Origin of the sequence: Micromonospora costi (assembly GCF_003626655.1) — a bacterium.
Lineage (GTDB): Bacteria > Actinomycetota > Actinomycetes > Mycobacteriales > Micromonosporaceae > Micromonospora > Micromonospora costi.
The window spans coordinates 2,205,012-2,221,518 of the sequence record NZ_RBAN01000001.1; the positions used below are offsets into that span (position 1 = coordinate 2,205,012).

Annotated in this window: 10 protein-coding genes; 4 read left to right on the forward strand and 6 right to left on the reverse strand. The window is 73.1% G+C overall.

Annotated elements, in window-relative coordinates; genetic code table 11:
- The first annotated feature begins 107 nt into the window (after window positions 1–107).
- Window positions 108–443 carry an STAS domain-containing protein gene (locus tag D7193_RS10065; RefSeq protein WP_120778999.1) on the forward strand — a complete coding sequence of 112 codons (336 nt, stop codon included), beginning with the start codon at window positions 108–110 and terminating at the stop codon, window positions 441–443.
- Window positions 444–571: 128 nt separating this feature from the next.
- Here D7193_RS10065 and D7193_RS10070 read toward each other — a convergent pair whose 3' ends face one another.
- Together D7193_RS10070 and D7193_RS10075 are read right to left on the reverse strand one after the other, a co-directional pair.
- Entirely contained in the window at window positions 572–1,126 is a 555-nt protein-coding gene (locus D7193_RS10070) for a response regulator (RefSeq protein WP_120779000.1), read from the reverse strand.
- Window positions 1,123–5,487 (reverse strand): HAMP domain-containing protein, encoded by a 4,365-nt coding sequence (locus D7193_RS10075; RefSeq protein ID WP_120779001.1) that lies wholly within the window; start codon window positions 5,485–5,487, stop codon window positions 1,123–1,125. The genes D7193_RS10070 and D7193_RS10075 overlap by 4 nt, the downstream gene beginning before the upstream one ends.
- Before the next feature lie 296 nt (window positions 5,488–5,783).
- On the opposite strand from D7193_RS10075, the gene D7193_RS10080 reads away from it, so the two are divergent.
- Window positions 5,784–7,883: a SpoIIE family protein phosphatase gene (locus D7193_RS10080; protein WP_120779002.1), complete on the forward strand. Its 2,100-nt coding sequence runs from the start codon at window positions 5,784–5,786 to the stop codon at window positions 7,881–7,883.
- A 974-nt stretch (window positions 7,884–8,857) separates the two neighbouring features.
- Here D7193_RS10080 and D7193_RS10085 read toward each other — a convergent pair.
- The gene (locus tag D7193_RS10085) at window positions 8,858–10,216 is read right to left on the reverse strand and encodes an FAD-binding oxidoreductase (protein ID WP_120779003.1); all 1,359 of its coding nucleotides are present in this window, start codon (window positions 10,214–10,216) and stop codon (window positions 8,858–8,860) included.
- Window positions 10,217–10,318: 102 nt separating this feature from the next.
- Here D7193_RS10085 and D7193_RS10090 point away from each other — a divergent pair, with 102 nt between their 5' ends.
- A complete protein-coding gene (locus D7193_RS10090) occupies window positions 10,319–12,415 on the forward strand; it encodes a S9 family peptidase (protein WP_120779004.1) in 2,097 nt (698 codons plus the stop codon).
- A 112-nt stretch (window positions 12,416–12,527) separates the two neighbouring features.
- On the opposite strand, the gene D7193_RS10095 is transcribed toward D7193_RS10090, so the two are convergent.
- Complete coding sequence (locus tag D7193_RS10095) at window positions 12,528–13,478, reverse strand: threonine ammonia-lyase (RefSeq protein ID WP_241562868.1); 951 nt, start codon at window positions 13,476–13,478, stop codon at window positions 12,528–12,530.
- Between the two features lie 136 nt (window positions 13,479–13,614).
- Here D7193_RS10095 and D7193_RS33675 point away from each other — a divergent pair, with 136 nt between their 5' ends.
- Window positions 13,615–13,788 carry a hypothetical protein gene (locus tag D7193_RS33675; RefSeq protein WP_174242571.1) on the forward strand — a complete coding sequence of 58 codons (174 nt, stop codon included), beginning with the start codon at window positions 13,615–13,617 and terminating at the stop codon, window positions 13,786–13,788.
- Window positions 13,789–13,854: 66 nt separating this feature from the next.
- Here D7193_RS33675 and D7193_RS10105 read toward each other — a convergent pair whose 3' ends face one another.
- Entirely contained in the window at window positions 13,855–15,996 is a 2,142-nt protein-coding gene (locus D7193_RS10105; protein ID WP_241562869.1) for a bifunctional polysaccharide deacetylase/glycosyltransferase family 2 protein, read from the reverse strand.
- The gene (locus D7193_RS10110) at window positions 15,993–16,424 is read right to left on the reverse strand and encodes a hypothetical protein (protein ID WP_120779007.1); all 432 of its coding nucleotides are present in this window, start codon (window positions 16,422–16,424) and stop codon (window positions 15,993–15,995) included. The genes D7193_RS10105 and D7193_RS10110 overlap by 4 nt, the downstream gene beginning before the upstream one ends.
- Window positions 16,425–16,507: the final 83 nt, after the last annotated feature.

Below are 16,507 nucleotides of genomic sequence, written 5' to 3' on the forward strand. Positions count from 1 at the left end.
GCGAACTGGCAGGCACCCCGGCCCGGGGTTACCCGGCTCACCCGCCGGGCCGCTGCGGGTGCACGCCTCGGCGGGCCGGGTCGACCGGATCGCGTTAGGCTGACCGGGTGGATCGTGCCGAACTGTCCATCACGCTACACCGGACGGGCGACGAAGCCGTGCTGCGCCTGGCCGGCGAGATCGACATGCTCACGGCCGCCCAACTCTCGACCGTCGTGAACGAGGTGCTCACCGATCCACCACCGCGTATCGTGCTCGACCTCGGCGGGGTCACCTTCTGCGACTCGCAGGGGCTGGGCACGCTCGTGGTGCTCAGCCGCAAGGCCAGCCACGCCCAGAGTCTGCTGGTCCTCACGCACGTGGGCGATTTCCTGCTCCGCGTCCTGGACATCACCGGCCTGCGCTCGGCCCTGATGATCCGCAACGACCAACCAGCAAGCTGACCCGTCCCGCGCCCGCTCCCGCATTTCTGAGCGTCCCGCTTTCTGCGCGTTGATCATGAAGTTATTGCCTCCTGGCGCCCGATCTGTCGGCAATAACTTCATGATCAACGGGGGAAGCCCGGCCTTGGTCAGGGTTGGTTGCCCCAGCGGGCCTGTTCCAGCAGTTCCACGGCGCGGTCCCGGCCGTCCGGGTCGTCGCCGCGCAGCAGGGCGGACGCCTCGTCCACCGCGTCGGTGAGCATCCGCCACTGCGCCTCGCGCTCCCGCACCAGGTCGGACTGCGCGGCCAACTGCCGGGTCTTCACCCACAGCTCCACGAAGACCGACACCTTGGCGCGCAGCACCCACGGGTCGAACGGCTTCGTGAGGTAGTCGACCGCGCCCACGGCGTAGCCGCGCAGGGCCAGCTGGGCGTCCCGGTCGGCCGCCGTCAGGAAGATGATCGGTACGTGCCGGGTCCGCTCCCGGCGCTTGATGTGGCTCGCGGTCTCGAAGCCGTCCATGTCGGGCATCTGGGCGTCGAGCAGGATCACCGCGAAGTCGTCCACGAGAAGCTGCTTGAGCGCCGCCTCGCCGCTCTCCACCGCCACCGACTGGACCGGCAGGCCCTGGAGGATCGCCTCCAGGGCCATCAGGTTCTCCCGGCGGTCGTCCACGAGCAGCGCCTTGGCCATCTGGGTCACGAGTTCTCCTCGGTGCTGCTGCCGCTGATCCAGGACGACATGAGTTCGATCAGTTCGTCCAGGTCGACCGGCTTGGTGATGTAGTCGCTGCCTCCGGCGGCGAGCGCGGACTCGCGGTCACCCGGCATCGCCTTCGCGGTCAGGAAGACGATCGGCAGGTCCGCGAAGCGGTGGTTACGCCGGATCTGGCGGGTCGTCTCGTACCCGTCCTGGTCCGGCATCATGGCGTCCATCAGGACGATGTCCACCTCCGGGTGCTCGGCCAGCAGGCGGACGCCGTCCGCCCCGTTGTCCGAGTACAACACGGTCATCCCGTGCAGTTCCAACGCGCTGGTCAGGGCGAACACGTTCCGGACGTCGTCGTCGACGATCAGCACGGTCGCGCCGTCGAGCTGACGGCTCGTCGGGGCGGCCGGCGGCTCCGGCAGCTCCAGTGGCGGCATGAGCAGCGACGACGGCAGCCCGGCGCGGGCCGGCGACGGCGGCAACGGCGCGATTACCGCGTCCGGGGCGAGCACGTCCGGCACGAAGAGCGTGAACGTGGAGCCCTGCCCGGGCGCCGAGCTGACCGTGATGGTGCCGCCCAGCAGCCGGGCCAGGTCACGGCTGATCGACAGGCCGAGACCCGTCCCGCCGTACCGGCGGCTCGTGGTGCCGTCGGCCTGCTGGAACGCCTCGAAGATGATCGACAGCTTGTCGTCGGAGATGCCGATGCCGGTGTCGATCACGGTGAACGCGATGACCTGCTGGGCGTTGGTCAGCGTCGGCACGTCGAAGACGGCGCTCTCGGCCGCCGGGGCGATCCGCAGGGTCACCGCCCCGTTGTCGGTGAACTTCACGGCGTTGGACAGCAGGTTGCGCAGGATCTGCTGCAACCGCTGGGCGTCCGTGACCAGCGACGGCGGCAGCTCCCTGCTCACCCGCACCTGGAAGTCCAGGCCCTTGTCCTCGGCCTGCGGCGCGAACGCCTGCTCGACGTACCCGCGGATCTCGGCGAACCGCACCTCGGTCGGCTCGACGTCCATCCGGCCCGCCTCGATCTTGGACAGGTCGAGGATGTCGTCGATCAGCGAGAGCAGGTCGGAACCGGCGCTGTGGATCGTCCGAGCGAACTCGATCTGCTTCGGGCTGAGGTTCTGCTCCGGGTTCTCGGCGAGCAGCCGGGCCAGCAGGAGCAGCGAGTTCAGCGGCGTACGCAACTCGTGGCTCATGTTGGCGAGGAACTCCGACTTGTACGCCGAGGCCCGGGTGAGCTGCTGCGCCTTCTCCTCCAGGCCGAGCCGGGCCAGCTCGATCTCCCGGTTCTTGGTCTCGATGTTGCCCTTCTGCTCGGAGAGCAGGGTGGCCTTCTCCTCCAGCTCGGCGTTCGTACGCTGCAGCTCCGCCGACTGCTCCTGAAGCTCGTGCGCCAGGCGCTGCGACTGCGCCAGCAGCTCCTCCGTACGCCGGTTGGCCTGGATCGTGTTGACCGCGATGCCGATGGTCAGCACCAGCCGCTCCAGGAACGACAGGTGCAGGTCGGAGAACGCGACCACGCTCGCGAACTCGATCACGCCGAGCAGCTCGCCCTCGAACAGGACGGGGAGCACCACCAGGTCGGACGGCGGCGTGTCGGCCAGCCCCGAGCGCAGCGTCAACGCGCCCTGCGGCGAGGCGCTGACGCGGATCGTCCGGCGGGAGAGGGCGGCCTGACCGACCAGCCCCTCGCCGGGCCCGAACGTGACGTCGTGCCCACGGGCCACGTACCCGTACGAGGAGGTCAGCCGCAGCCGCATGCTCCCCTCGGAGGTGTCCGCCAGGAAGAACGCGCCGAGCTGCGCGTCCACCAGCGGGGTCACCTCCATCATGATCATGCGGCAGACCTCGCCGAGGTCCCGCTGCCCCTGGAGCAGGCCGCCGATCCGGGCCAGGTTCGAGTCGAGCCAGCCCTGCTCGGCGTTCTTCTTGGTCGTCTCCCGGAGGGTGACGATCATCTGGTTGATGTTGTCCTTCAGCTCGGCGACCTCGCCCTGCGCCTTCACGCTGATCCGCTGCGTCAGGTCACCGCGGGTCACCGAGGTGGAGACCTGGGAGATAGCCCGGAGCTGGGTGGTCAGGGTGGACGCGAGCTGGTTGACGTTCTCGGTGAGGTCGCGCCAGGTGCCGCTGACCCCCTTCACCTGGGCCTGGCCGCCCAGCTTGCCCTCGATGCCGACCTCGCGCGCCACCCGGGTGACCTCGTCGGCGAACGAGGAGAGCTGGTCGACCATCGTGTTGACGGTGTTCTTCAGCTCCAGGATCTCGCCCTGGGCGTCCACGGTGATCTTCTGGCCCAGGTCGCCCTTGGCCACTGCCGTGGTCACCGAGGCGATGTTCCGCACCTGGGCGGTCAGGTTCGACGCCATCGAGTTCACGTTGTCGGTCAGGTCCCGCCAGGTGCCCGACACGCCCTTCACCTCGGCCTGGCCACCGAGCTTGCCCTCGGTGCCCACCTCGCGCGCGACCCGGGTCACCTCGTCGGCGAACGACGACAGCTGATCCACCATCGTGTTCACCGTCGACTTCAGCTCCAGGATCTCGCCCTGCGCGTCCACGGTGATCTTCTGTGACAGGTCACCCTTCGCGACCGCCGTCGAGACCTGGGCGATGTTCCGCACCTGGGCCGTCAGGTTCGACGCCATCGAGTTCACGTTGTCGGTGAGGTCGCGCCAGGTGCCGGCCACGCCGCGCACCTGGGCCTGGCCGCCCAGCTTGCCCTCGGTGCCCACCTCACGCGCCACGCGCGTCACCTCGTCGGCGAACGACGACAGCTGGTCCACCATCGTGTTCACCGTCGACTTCAGCTCCAGGATCTCGCCCCGGGCGTCCACGGTGATCTTCTGGCTCAGGTCGCCCTTCGCCACGGCGGTGGTCACCGAGGCGATGTTCCGCACCTGGCTGGTCAGGTTCGACGCCATCGAGTTCACGTTGTCGGTCAGGTCCCGCCAGGTGCCCGACACGCCCTTGACCTGGGCCTGGCCGCCCAGCTTGCCCTCGGTGCCCACCTCACGGGCCACCCGGGTCACCTCGTCGGCGAACGACGACAGCTGGTCGACCATCGTGTTCACGGTGTTCTTCAGCTCCAGGATCTCGCCCTGGGCGTCCACGGTGATCTTCTGCGACAGGTCGCCCTTCGCCACCGCCGTGGAGACCTGGGAGATGTTCCGGACCTGGCTAGTCAGGTTGCCGGCGAGCTGGTTCACGTTCTCGGTGAGGTCCCGCCAGGTGCCGGAGACACCGCGTACCTGGGCCTGGCCGCCCAGCTTCCCCTCGATGCCCACCTCACGGGCCACCCGGGTCACCTCGTCGGCGAACGACGACAGCTGATCCACCATCGTGTTCACGGTGTCCTTGAGTTCCAGGATCTCGCCCTGGGCCGCCACGGTGATCTTCTGGGACAGGTCACCCCGGGCGACCGCCGTGGAGACCTGGGCGATGTTCCGCACCTGGGCGGTCAGGTTCGACGCCATCGAGTTGACGCTGTCGGTCAGGTCCTTCCAGGTGCCCGCGACGTTCGGCACCTCCGCCTGGCCGCCCAGCTTGCCCTCGGTGCCCACCTCGCGGGCCACCCGGGTCACCTGCTCGGCGAAGAGCCGCAGCGTGTCGGTGAGCGAGTTCATGGTGTCGGCCAGCTCGGCGACCTCGCCCCGCGCCCCCACGGTGATCTTCTGCGACAGGTCGCCCTTGGCGACGGCCCGCGCCACCTGCGAGATCGACCGCACCTGGCCGGTCAGGTTCGAGGCCATGGTGTTCACCGAGTCGGTGAGGTCCTTCCAGGTGCCGGCGACCCCCCGTACGTCGGCCTGGCCGCCCAGCTTGCCCTCGGTGCCCACCTCACGGGCCACCCGGGTCACCTCGTCGGCGAACGACGACAACTGGTCCACCATCGTGTTCACGGTCCGCCCGATACGCAGGTACTCACCGCGCAGCGGCCGCCCGTCGATCTCCAGCGCCATGTGCTGGGAGAGGTCACCGTCGGCGACCGCCACGATCACCCGGGCGATCTCCGTCGTCGGCCGGCCCAGGTCGTCGATCAGCGAGTTGACCGCCCGGTTCCCCTCGGCCCAGGAGCCGTCCAGCCCCTCCTCGTCCAGCCGCTCGGTGAGCCGGCCGTCCCGACCCACCACCCGGCTGATCCGACGCAGGTCCAGGAACTGCCGCTCCTGGAGCGACGCCACCTCGTTGAACGCGTCCGCGACCTCCCCGGCCCGACCGGCGCGCCGGGGCAGCCGTACCTTCAGGTCGCCGCGGCGTACCCGCCGCAGCGCCTCGGTCAGTTCGTCGAGGAGCGCCTCGTTGTCGGGCGCGGACGGATCCGCCACCGCCTGCTTCGCCGTGGTCATTCTTCCTCGTCTCAGCTCGGGGGCCACCGGCTCGTGCCAAGATGCCGGCCATCCCCCATTGTGCCCGCGTCCGCGTCGATGGCTGCCCGTGCGACCGCCCGCCACGCCCGACAGCCGCGGGACGTACCCGGTGTGACCGGCGACACCGCGTGGACGCTGGCGCGGCGGCCGCGTCCGCCGGCCCCGGCGGTGGCGTCCGCCGGACCGGCTTGGCGGTCGCGTCCGCCGGACCGGCTTGGCGGTGGCGTCCGCGGACCGGCTTGGCACCCGCCCGGTTTGCGGTGGAGGATACGAGGGTGTCGGCGGAGACGAGGCCCGCGACGGCCGGGGGCCCGAACGGGCACGTCCGGCGCGTCCGCCTACCCGCCGACAGGCGTACGCCGGCCGCCGCCCGTGCCGTCGTCCGCTCGGTGCTGGACGAGACACACCTGGACGACCTGCTCAACGAGGCGCTTCTCCTCACCACGGAACTCACCACCAACGCCGTGGAACACGCCGGCACCGAACTGGACATCGAGGTCGTCGCGGACGATGTCGGTCTGACGGTCACCGTCTCCGACTTCGCGTCCGGGCCCGTCGAGGAGCTGATCGTCGGCGTACGCAACGAGGCCAGCGAGATCGCCGAGGTGGCCGAGCGGGGCCGCGGCCTCCTGCTGGTCGACCACTTCGCGAGCCGCTGGGGCACCACCTACCTGCCCACCGGCAAGGGCGTCTGGTTCCGGCTGGACCGGTCGGGCGCCACCGACGCGGGGCCGGACGAGGCCGAGGCCACCGGCGGTCTCGGCGCCCCCGGGGCCACGGCCAGCGGTTCCGGCGGCGACCCGGCGCCGGGCGCCAGCTCCGCGCCGAGCGCCGCGGCGGTGAGCGAACTCATGCAGATCAGCCCCGACGCGTACGCCGACGACCCGCTGCCGGACTTCGCGGCGAGCCTGCTGGGGCGGGTGGCCGAGATGGTCGGCGCGGCCGGCGGGCTGGTACGGCTGGACCGGGGCGACGGCAGCGGCCCGCAGGTGCTCGCCCGCTACGGCCGGCAGCCCCGCCCCGGCAACGAGCTGCTCCACGTGCCGCTGACCGTGCACCGCCCGTACGCCGGTGAGCTGGAGCTGGACGCGGCGCCGTCGGCGTACGCCCGGCCCCTGGCCGTGCTGGCGGCCGAACGGCTCTCCCTGCACCTGGAGAACGACCGGCTGCGCCGGGCCGACGTCCGGCGGCAGGCCTGGCTGACCTTCCTCGCCGAGGCCAGCGAGCTGCTGGCCCAGTCGCTCGACGTCGAGCTGACCATGGCGCTCATCCCGCAGCTCGTCGTACCCCGGCTCGGGCAGTGGTGTGCGGTGCACACCACCGACGAGTGGGGGCGGCTGCGCCTCGCGGCGGCCACCCACGCCGACGAGGCGGTCCTGCCCCAGCTGCACAAGGTGCTCGCCGAGACCGGCCCGGACTCGATCCAGGCGCGGCTGCGCGAGGCGTCCCGCAGCGCCGCGCAGGTCCCGCTCGGCGGCCCCATGGAGGGCTTCGCCGTACCGCTGATCGCCCGCGGCCAGCGGCTGGGCACCCTGGCCGTCGGCCGGCATCAGCGGCACCGGCACGACCCGGACGAGGTCGCTGTGCTGGAGGACGTGGCACGCCGCGCCGCCCTCGCGATCGAGAACGCGCGGATCCACGCCGAGCGCCGGCGGGTCGCGCAGGCGCTCCAGCAGTCGCTGCTGCCGCCGGTGCTGCCCGTGGTCGAGGGCATCGGCTTCGCCGCCGAGTACGTCCCGACCGGCGGCGACGCCGACGTCGGCGGCGACTTCTACGACGTGGTGCCGCTGCCCGACGGCCGGTGGCTCGTGGTGATCGGCGACGTCTCCGGCAAGGGCGTGCAGGCCGCCGCCGTGACCGGCCTGGTGCGCGACGTGATCCGGGTGCTCGTCGGCGACGGGAAGCCGCTGCCGGAGGTGCTCACCCGGCTCAACGAGACGCTCGTCGAGCGGGGCGGCGGCCGGTACTGCACGCTGGCGCTGGCGGCCGTCGGGCCCGGCGACGGCGACCGTCTGGACGTCTCCCTGCACCTCGCGGGGCACGACCGGCCGGTGCTGCTGCGCGGCACGGGCGGCGGCGGGTTCGTCGGCACCGGAGGCACGGCGCTCGGCCTCCTCGACACGATCAGCACGCCCACCGCCAATGTGCCGCTCGGCCCCGGCGACGCACTGGTCTTCTACACCGACGGCGTGACCGAACGCCGCCGCGGCCGGGAACTGTTCGGCACCGACCGGCTCCGCGAGGCCGCCGCGCCGCTGGCCGGCTACTCGGCCGACGTGGTGGCCGCACGACTGCGGTCGACCGCGCTCGGCTTCTCGGTCGAAGCACCCCGCGACGACATCGCGATCCTGGTGCTCCGCAACGACGCCGCCTGATTCCGCGGTATACGGGCGGCCGAGTCTGTCGGCGTGCCAGGAGTCGTCGCGTGACGGGTCGGCGCCTCGCCGGTCGGCGTGTCGGGGGTGGGCGGCCTTGCGGCGCTTGATCGACTCAACTTCCTTGAAGTCGCGGTGTCCCACCGCCAGTGACAGCCCGACTTCAAGGAACTCGAGTCGATCACGTCCCACCACCCCGTGGCACCCTGCCGATCGAGGCGCCCGCCGACCGAGGCGACCCGATCTCGCTTGATCAACACCATTCCGCCGATCTGGCGGTGTCCCGGCGCACTCGATACCGCCACATCGGCGATCTGGTGTCGATCACCCGCGCTCCGGGCGACACGGACCCGCAGGCGCAGAGCCTGGCACGCTCGATCATCAGGCCAGGGCAGCGCCAGGTGGGCACGGCCGACGGCGCAACGCCGACAGGGCGGGGCAGCGCCGACGGCCGACAGACCAACGCCGACAGGGCGGGGCAGCGCAAGATGAGCCCGGCCGACAGAGCAACGCCGACAGGGCGGGGCGGTGCCGGATGGACACTGCCGACAGAGCAACGCCGACAGGGCGGGGCGGTGCCACGGCCGACGGAGCAACGCCGACAAAGCTGGGCAGCCCCGGATGGGCCTGGCCGACCGAGCAACGCCGACAGGGCCGGGAGGCGGTGCCGGATGGGCCCGGCCGACGAGGCCCAAGGCCGGCAGGGGCGCTGCCTAGCCGTCACGGCCGACAGGCCTGATGGTCGACTCGGCTTCACGGAAGTCGCGGTGTCCCACCGCCAGTGACAGCCCGACTTCAAGGAACTCGAGTCGATCACCCTCAACCACCCCGCGACCCCCTGCCGATCGAGCTGCCCGTCGATCGAGGGCAGGTCGATCGGCGGCCTGGGCAGCGCGCCCGGAATCACCCAGCCCGGACAGGCGGAGGGGCACGCTCCCTTACGGCGAGGCCGGGGCGGGCCGCCGGCGGTCGGGTCAGCCGCCGCCGGGGAGGCGGCCGGGGGCGAGCCGGTGGTGTGGGTCGAGGTGTTCCTTGGCGGCCCGCAGGCGGGGCAGGCCGGTCAGCTCGCCCCACAGGTCGACCGCCCGGCGGACGGGCGGCGGCGCGGACAGGACCACGCACCGGCCGCGGCGCGCGAGCAGCACCCCGCGGACGGCGGCGACGATCGAGGCCACCCGGTCGGCGGGCAGCGTGCCGGGCAGCGCGGCGTGTACGACGCCCAGCCCGGCGGAGCCGCGTACGGGCACGGGCGCGCCGGCCGCGTCGCGCAGCGCGTAGACGGCCGCGTGCAGGTCGGTGATCGGCACCTCGATGCGCAACGCCGTGTCGCCCGGCCCGAACGGGTAGCGCCGCCACCACGTGGGCGGCGAGTGGGTGACCGTCGCGTCGCCGTCGAGGACGGACACGAGCCGCTCGGCCCGCTCGACGACGTCGGCCGGGCCGCCCTCCAGCAGCACCACGAGGCTGCCCGCCCGCGACGGTACGCGGGCCCGCCCGGCCATCGACGGGTGGCGCGCCCGCGCGGCGGCGGACGGATCGGCGGGATCGATGGGCCGGCGCGGCCGGGGCCCGCTCGCCGCAAGATCCAGCTCGACGGCGGACGGGTCGAGGTGTGCCGCGAGGATCGTCCGCACCAGGTCGTTCACCTCGAGCGGCGTCCAGACCGGACGGGAGACCCATAGCCGCATGGCGGGCACGGGCTGCACCCGCAGCGTGGCGGAGACCAGCACGCCGAGCGCGCCCTGCGACCCGCAGAGCAGCCGGGCCAGATCCAGCCCCGGCGCGCCGCCCCCGGCGCTCACCAGCTCGCCCTCGGCGGTCAGGTAGCGAACGCCGACGAGCTGGTCGCAGGGGGTGCCGTGCCGGTGCCGCAGCGGGCCGGCCTCGCCCGCGGCCAGTACGCCACCGAGGGTCGCGCCCGGGGAGGGCGCGTCGACGGCGAGCCGCTGGCCGGTGCGCTCCAGCGTGGCCTGCACCGCCCGCAGCGGCGTGCCGGCGCCCACCTCGGCCGCGGCGGCGCCGACCGGCTCGTGGCCGATCCCGGCGAGCCGGCCGGTGTCGAGCAGGATGTCGACCTGCTCCGGTGCGGCTCCCCAGTCGATTTTGGTGCCCGCGCCGCGCGGCACCACCGTGAGGTCGTGCGCGGCCGCCAGCCGCAGCACCTCGGCGGCAGCGTGCGGGCCACCGGGGACGGCGACCCAGCGCGCGGCCCGCCCGGCCACCTCGTCGGCGGGGCCGGCGAAGCGGGCGAAGGGCGGCCCGCAGATCTCCGTCAACCGTTGCGTGATCTCGAGGGCTCCGGACCGGTCGATGGAACTCGCTGCAGCCGCCATGCCGGCTATCGTACATGTGTTCGAAAAGTCGTGGCGGCATGTTCTCCGAAGTCGGCGTACGCATGCCCACGCCGACCCGAGGTCGGCCGGTAACGTGGCGCCGTGACCACCGAGACTTCCCCGCCCGCGGCCAAGCGCGTCCCCGCCGAGCGCGTCCACCACGGCGACACCGTCGTCGACGAGTACGCCTGGCTGGCAGCCAAGGACGACCCGGAGACGATCGCGTACCTCAGAGCGGAGAACGCGTACACCGAGGCCCGCACCGCGCACCTGGCCGAGCTGCGTGAGCGGCTGTTCGAGGAGACCCGCCGGCGTACGCAGGAGACCGACCTCTCGGTGCCGACCCGCAAGGACGGCCACTGGTACTACACGCGCACGGTCGAGGGGCAGCAGTACGGCGTCCACTGCCGACGCGCCGTCCGCGACGGCGAGACCGAGCCGCCGGTCAGCGCCGACGGCGCGCCGCTGGACGGCGAGGAGGTGCTGCTCGACGGCAACCTGCTCGCCGAGGGGCACGACTTCTTCTCGCTCGGCGCGTTCGACGTGAGCCCCGACGGCCGCTGGCTGGCCTACTCCACCGACTTCTCCGGCGACGAGCGCTTCACCCTCCGGGTCAAGGACCTCACGACCGGGGAACTGCTCCCAGACGAGGTGCCCGACACCTTCTACGGCACCGCGTGGTCGGCCGACGCCTCGGTGCTCTTCTACGTGACGGTGGACGACGCCTGGCGGCCGTACCGGGTCTGGCGGCACGTCATCGGCACGCCCGCCAGCGACGACGTGGTGGTGCACCAGGAGGACGACGAGCGCTTCTGGGTGGGCGTCGAGCTGACCCGCTCGGAGAAGTTCGTCGTCATCGACATTCACAGCAAGATCACCAGCGAGGTACGGGTCATCCCGGCCGGCAACCCGACCGGTGTGCCCGCCGTCGTCGCGCCCCGCCGGCAGGGCGTCGAGTACACGGTGGAGCACCACGGCCACCGCTTCCTGATCCTGCACAACGACGGCGCCGAGGACTTCGCGCTCGCGTACACCTCGGCGGACGCCCCGGGCGACTGGGTGCCGCTCATCGACCACTCCCCCGGCACCCGGCTGGAGGCGGTGGACGCGTTCGCCGACCACCTGGTGGTCTCGCTGCGCACCAATGGTTTGACCGGGCTGCGGGTGCTGCCGATCGGCGGCGGCGACCCGCACGACATCGACTTCCCCGAGCCGCTCTACAGCGTGGGGCTGGACGCCAACCCGGAGTACCGGACCGGCCAGATCCGGCTGCGCTACACCTCGCTCGTCACCCCGGACTCGGTGTACGACTACGACCTGGTTACCCGGCGGATGGTGCTGCGCAAGCAGAAGCCGGTGTTGCCGGGGCCCGACGGCCGGCCGTACGACCCGGCCGAGTACGAGCAGCACCGTGACTGGGCACTCGCCGACGACGGCACCCGCGTGCCGATCTCCCTGGTCTTCCGCAAGGGCACCCCGCGCGACGGCTCGGCCCCCTGCGAGATCTACGGGTACGGCTCGTACGAGGCGAGCATGGATCCGTGGTTCTCAGTGGCCCGGCTGTCCCTGCTGGACCGTGGAGTGATCTTCGCGGTGGCGCACATCCGGGGCGGTGGCGAGCTGGGTCGGCGCTGGTACGAGCAGGGCAAGCTGCTGGCCAAAAAGAACACCTTCACCGACTTCGTGGCCTGCGCCCGGCACCTCGTGAAGGCCGGCTGGACCTCCGGCGACCGGCTCGTGGCCCGGGGCGCGTCGGCGGGCGGCCTACTCATGGGCGCGGTGGCGAACCTCGCGCCGGACGCGTTCGCCGGGATCGTCGCGCAGGTGCCGTTCGTGGACGCGCTCACGTCCATCCTCGACCCGTCGCTCCCGCTGACCGTCACGGAGTGGGAGGAGTGGGGCAACCCGCTCGACGACCCCGAGGTGTACGCGTACATGAAGTCGTACACGCCGTACGAGAACGTGGCGACGCGCGACTACCCCGCCATCCTCGCCGTGACCAGCCTCAACGACACGCGGGTGCTCTACCACGAGCCGGCCAAGTGGATCGCCCGGCTGCGGGCCGCCGCGCCGCAGGGTGACTACCTGCTGAAGACCGAGATGGGCGCCGGCCACGGCGGCCCCAGCGGCCGGTACGACGCGTGGCGCGAGGAGGCGTTCATCAACGCCTGGATCCTCGACCGCCTCGGCCGCGCCTGAGGCGCCAGGAGGGGCCGGCCAACCGGCCCCTCCACGGCCCGGCGCCGGCCGGTTGAGCGCCGCCCGCCACCGAACGCCGCCCAGTTGAGCGCCGCCCGGAGCCGGCCGCCGCTCAGCCGAGCGCCGCCGCCAGCACCGCCGGGTCGACGTTGCCGCCGGTGACCACGGCGACGGTACGGCCCGCCGGCAGCTCACCGGCGTGGAACAGTCGCGCGGCGGCGGCCACCGCGCCGCTCGGCTCCGCCACCAGCCGGGCGTCCCGCGCCAGTCGCGCCATCGCGAGCGCGATCTCCTCCTCGGTCACCGTGACGATGCCGTCGAGGTGGGCCCGCAGGTGGGCGAGGGTCAGCTCGGACAGGTTGGTGCGCAGCCCGTCCGCGCTGGTGCGGTAGGTGCGCTCCACGTCCCACACGACCACCTCCCCGGCGGCGAGCGAGTCGCGGGCGTCGGCGGCCAGCGCCGGCTCCACACCGACGACGGCCGCGGACGGGCGCAGCGCCCGGACGGCCGTGGCCACGCCGGACGCGAGGCCACCGCCGCCCACCGGCACGAGCACCACGTCCACGTCGGGCAGGTCCGCGACGATCTCCAGCCCGAGCGTCCCCTGGCCGGCGATGATCCGCGGGTCGTCGAAGGGCGGCACCAGCGCGCCCCCGCTCTCCGCGACGATCCGCTCGGCCTCGACGAGCCGGCGGGCCGGCGGGACGAGCCGCACGTCGGCGCCGAGCGCCCGCATCCGGTCCACCTTGACCTGCGGCGCGCCCTCGGGGACCACCACGGTGCACGGGACGCCGGCCGCGCGGGCCGCGTACGCGAGGGCCTGCCCGTGGTTGCCGGACGAGTGGGTGACCACGCCCCGGGCGCGGACCGCCGGGTCGAGCCGGGCCACGGCGTGGGTGGCGCCGCGCAGCTTGAACGAGCCCACCGGTTGCAGGCTCTCCGGCTTCAGCCACAGCGCGTCGTCCCAGAGGGCCGGCAGCAGCGGCGTACGCACCACGGTGCCGGCGACGTCGGCCGCGGCGACCATCCTGCCCCGGGCCGCACCGGACCCGCCGCCCCTCATGATCGCGCTCCGCCACCCGAGCGCCGACGGCCGGCGAGGCGCCAACCGCCGGCGAGGCGCCGACGGCCGCCGTCCGGATCGGGCGTGCACATCCGGCGTCGGCGTGCCGGGGCCGTACGCCACCTAGACTGCCCGGGTGAGCGAGGCCGAGGAGCAGCCCGGCGACCGGCCGGAGGACGACCCGCCTCGCCGCCGCCCGGCGCTCGTCATCCTCGCCGTCGTGGTCGCCGCCCTGCTCGTCTGCTGCTGCTCGGCGGCGGTCGGCCTGCTCATCTCCTGGTCCGCGGGCCTCTTCCACCCGGGCGCCTGACCACTCAGCGCCAAAGCCGGCCGCCGGGCACGCCGGCGAAACCAGGAGCAGCCGGCGAAAACAGGCTCAGCCGGTGCGCCCGGCCGTCGCCAGGGCGGCCGCCTCGCCGGTACGGACCATCCGGTGCCACCGCAGCCGGTTGCCGATCACGGCCGTGACCGCCGACTGGATCACCACGAGGTACATGAGCTGGCGGTAGACCACCTGCTGCAACGGCAGCGCCCAGAGCGGGCCCAGGCGCTCCCGGTCCAGCCGCAGCGCGTAGCCGGCCGTCGCGGCCTGCAACAGCAGCAGCCCGAACCAGGCGAGGGCGAGCGTCGACCAGGGCAGGAAGAGCAGCCCGTACAGGGCGAACACGTCGACCGCGGGCGCGGTCAGCGGCAGCAGGATCTGGAAGACCGTCAGGTACGGCAGGCCACGGCGACCCAGCTTCCCGCCCGCGCCGGACTCGCGCAGCGCGTGCCGGTGCTTCCACATCGCCTGCATCGTGCCGTAGCACCAGCGGTACCGCTGCCGCCAGAGCTGCCGCAGGGTGGACGGCGCCTCGGTCCAGGCGATCGCCGCCTCCTCGTACACCACCCGCCAGCCGGCACGCAGCACCGCCATGGTGAGGTCGGTGTCCTCGGCCAGGGTGTCTCCCGGCACCCCTCCGACGGCCATCAGCACCTCGCGGCGGAACGCGCCGATGGCGCCCGGGATGGTCGGCATGCACTCCAGCACGTCGTACATCCGGCGGTCGAGGTTGAACCCGATGACGTACTCCAGGTGCTGCCAGCGGCCGAGCAGGCGACGCCGGTTGGCCACCTTGGTGTTGCCGGAGATCGCACCCACCGACCGGTCGGCGAAGCCCTGCACCAGCCGGTACACGGTGTCTGACTGGAACACCGTGTCCCCGTCCACCAGCACCAGCAGCTCGGCCCGGGCCGCCCGGATACCCGTGTTCAGCGCGGCCGGCTTGCCCGCGTTGTCCTGTCGGATGACCCTCACCCCGCGCAGCCGCAGGCGTTCGACGATGTCGGCGGTGCCGTCGGTGGAGCCGTCGTCCACCACGATCACCTCGAGCGCCGGGTACGCGCTGGCCACCAGCGAGCGGACCGTCGCCGCGATGTTCGCCGCCTCGTTGTACGCGGGCACGATCACCGAGACCGGTGCGCGGACCTCGGGCCGGTGACCGGTACGGCGGCGTACCCGCCGGACGTGCCGCTGGGCGCAGACGACCTGGACCGCGAGCCGGGCGACACCGAGGACCAGGGCGATCCCGAGCAGCAGGTTCATGCCGTCGGCCACCCAGCCGGCGCCGGCCTGCGTCCAGCGCAGCGCGGTGCCGCTGAGCCGGCTGCCGGCGCTCGCCGGGAGCATCGACGCCGGCGCCCCGATCCCCGCCGACACGGTGGTGAACCGGTACCCGCGCCGGGTCAGGTCCGGCAGCAGCCGGTCGAGCGCGGCGATCGTCTGCGCGCGGTCACCGCCCCCGTCGTGCATGAGCACCACGGCGCCGCCACCGCGGGCGGGTGTGGCGGCCTTGACGATCGCGTCGACACCGGGCCGCTGCCAGTCCCGCGTGTCGTGGTCGGCCAGCACGGCGACGTGGCCGTCCCCGGCCGCGGCGCGCAGCGCGTCGTACTCGGGCCCGTCGAGGGCCGACGGCACGGACGAGAAGGGCGGCCGCAGCAGGGTGACCTCACGACCGGTCGCCGCGGCCACCGCCTTGCGGGTCAGCGACAGCTCCAGGTCACGCCGCCAGGCGGGGACGGCCGCGAGGTCGGCGTGGGTGAACGTGTGCGACCCGATCTCGTGCCCCTCGGCGAGGATCCGCCGGACCAGTTCGGGGTGCTCGTTGACCCGTGCGCCGACCACGAAGAAGGTGGCGTGCACGTGGTGCCGGCGCAGCACGTCGAGCACCTGCGGCGTCCAGCGGGGATCCGGACCGTCGTCGAAGGTGAGCGCGACCGTCCGGGCCGGCATCGCCCGGGTCACCGGCTCGGACTGGTCGAGCCGGAGCACCGGCCCACCGGCGGTGACACTCTTCGGCGGACCGACGGCGGTGCCAGAGGCGGAGGTGACACCAGGGGCCGGGCCGGAGCCACCGCCGAGCCCGCTCACCATGCCGTGCGCGGTGAGCGTCGCGAGCAGCAGCGTGAGGCCGAGCACGAGCAGGAACCAGTGGGCCCGCGGATCGCGGCGGGCGGCGTGTCGCGCAGTGATCACTGCGGCTTGCCCGGTGACCTGCTCGGCTTCGGCGTGTTGCGCCGCTCGTCGCCCTGGCCCGGGCGCTCGGAGCCGGTCGGGCGGGCGGCGCCCGTAGGAACCGTGGTGGCGCGCACGGCGGTCGGGCTCGGGGACCGGGAGGGCATCCCGGCGGGCGAGGTGCTCGTGGTGGCCGGCGAGGGACCCGCGGAGGGTGACGTGCCGATGCCGTCCCGGCCGTCCAGGCCCGCCTCGATCGGCCGCGCCGGCCGCGAATCCGGCCAGCCGGGCACCGGCACCGGGGATTCGAAGAAGAGGCCGGCCAGGATCAGCACGACGCTGGCGAGCAGGCCTACTCCCATGGCGGTGCCGGCGATCACCGTGAGCCGGCGCCGGCGACCGGTGCGGTCGACGAAGACCGGTGGCTCAGCACCGGGCTGGTTGTGCATCTCTGACTCCCACACGCCGACGCCACCGAGGCCGTCCGGGCCTCGGCGCGGGACCGTCCAGGCCCCGACGCAAACAGCGCGCC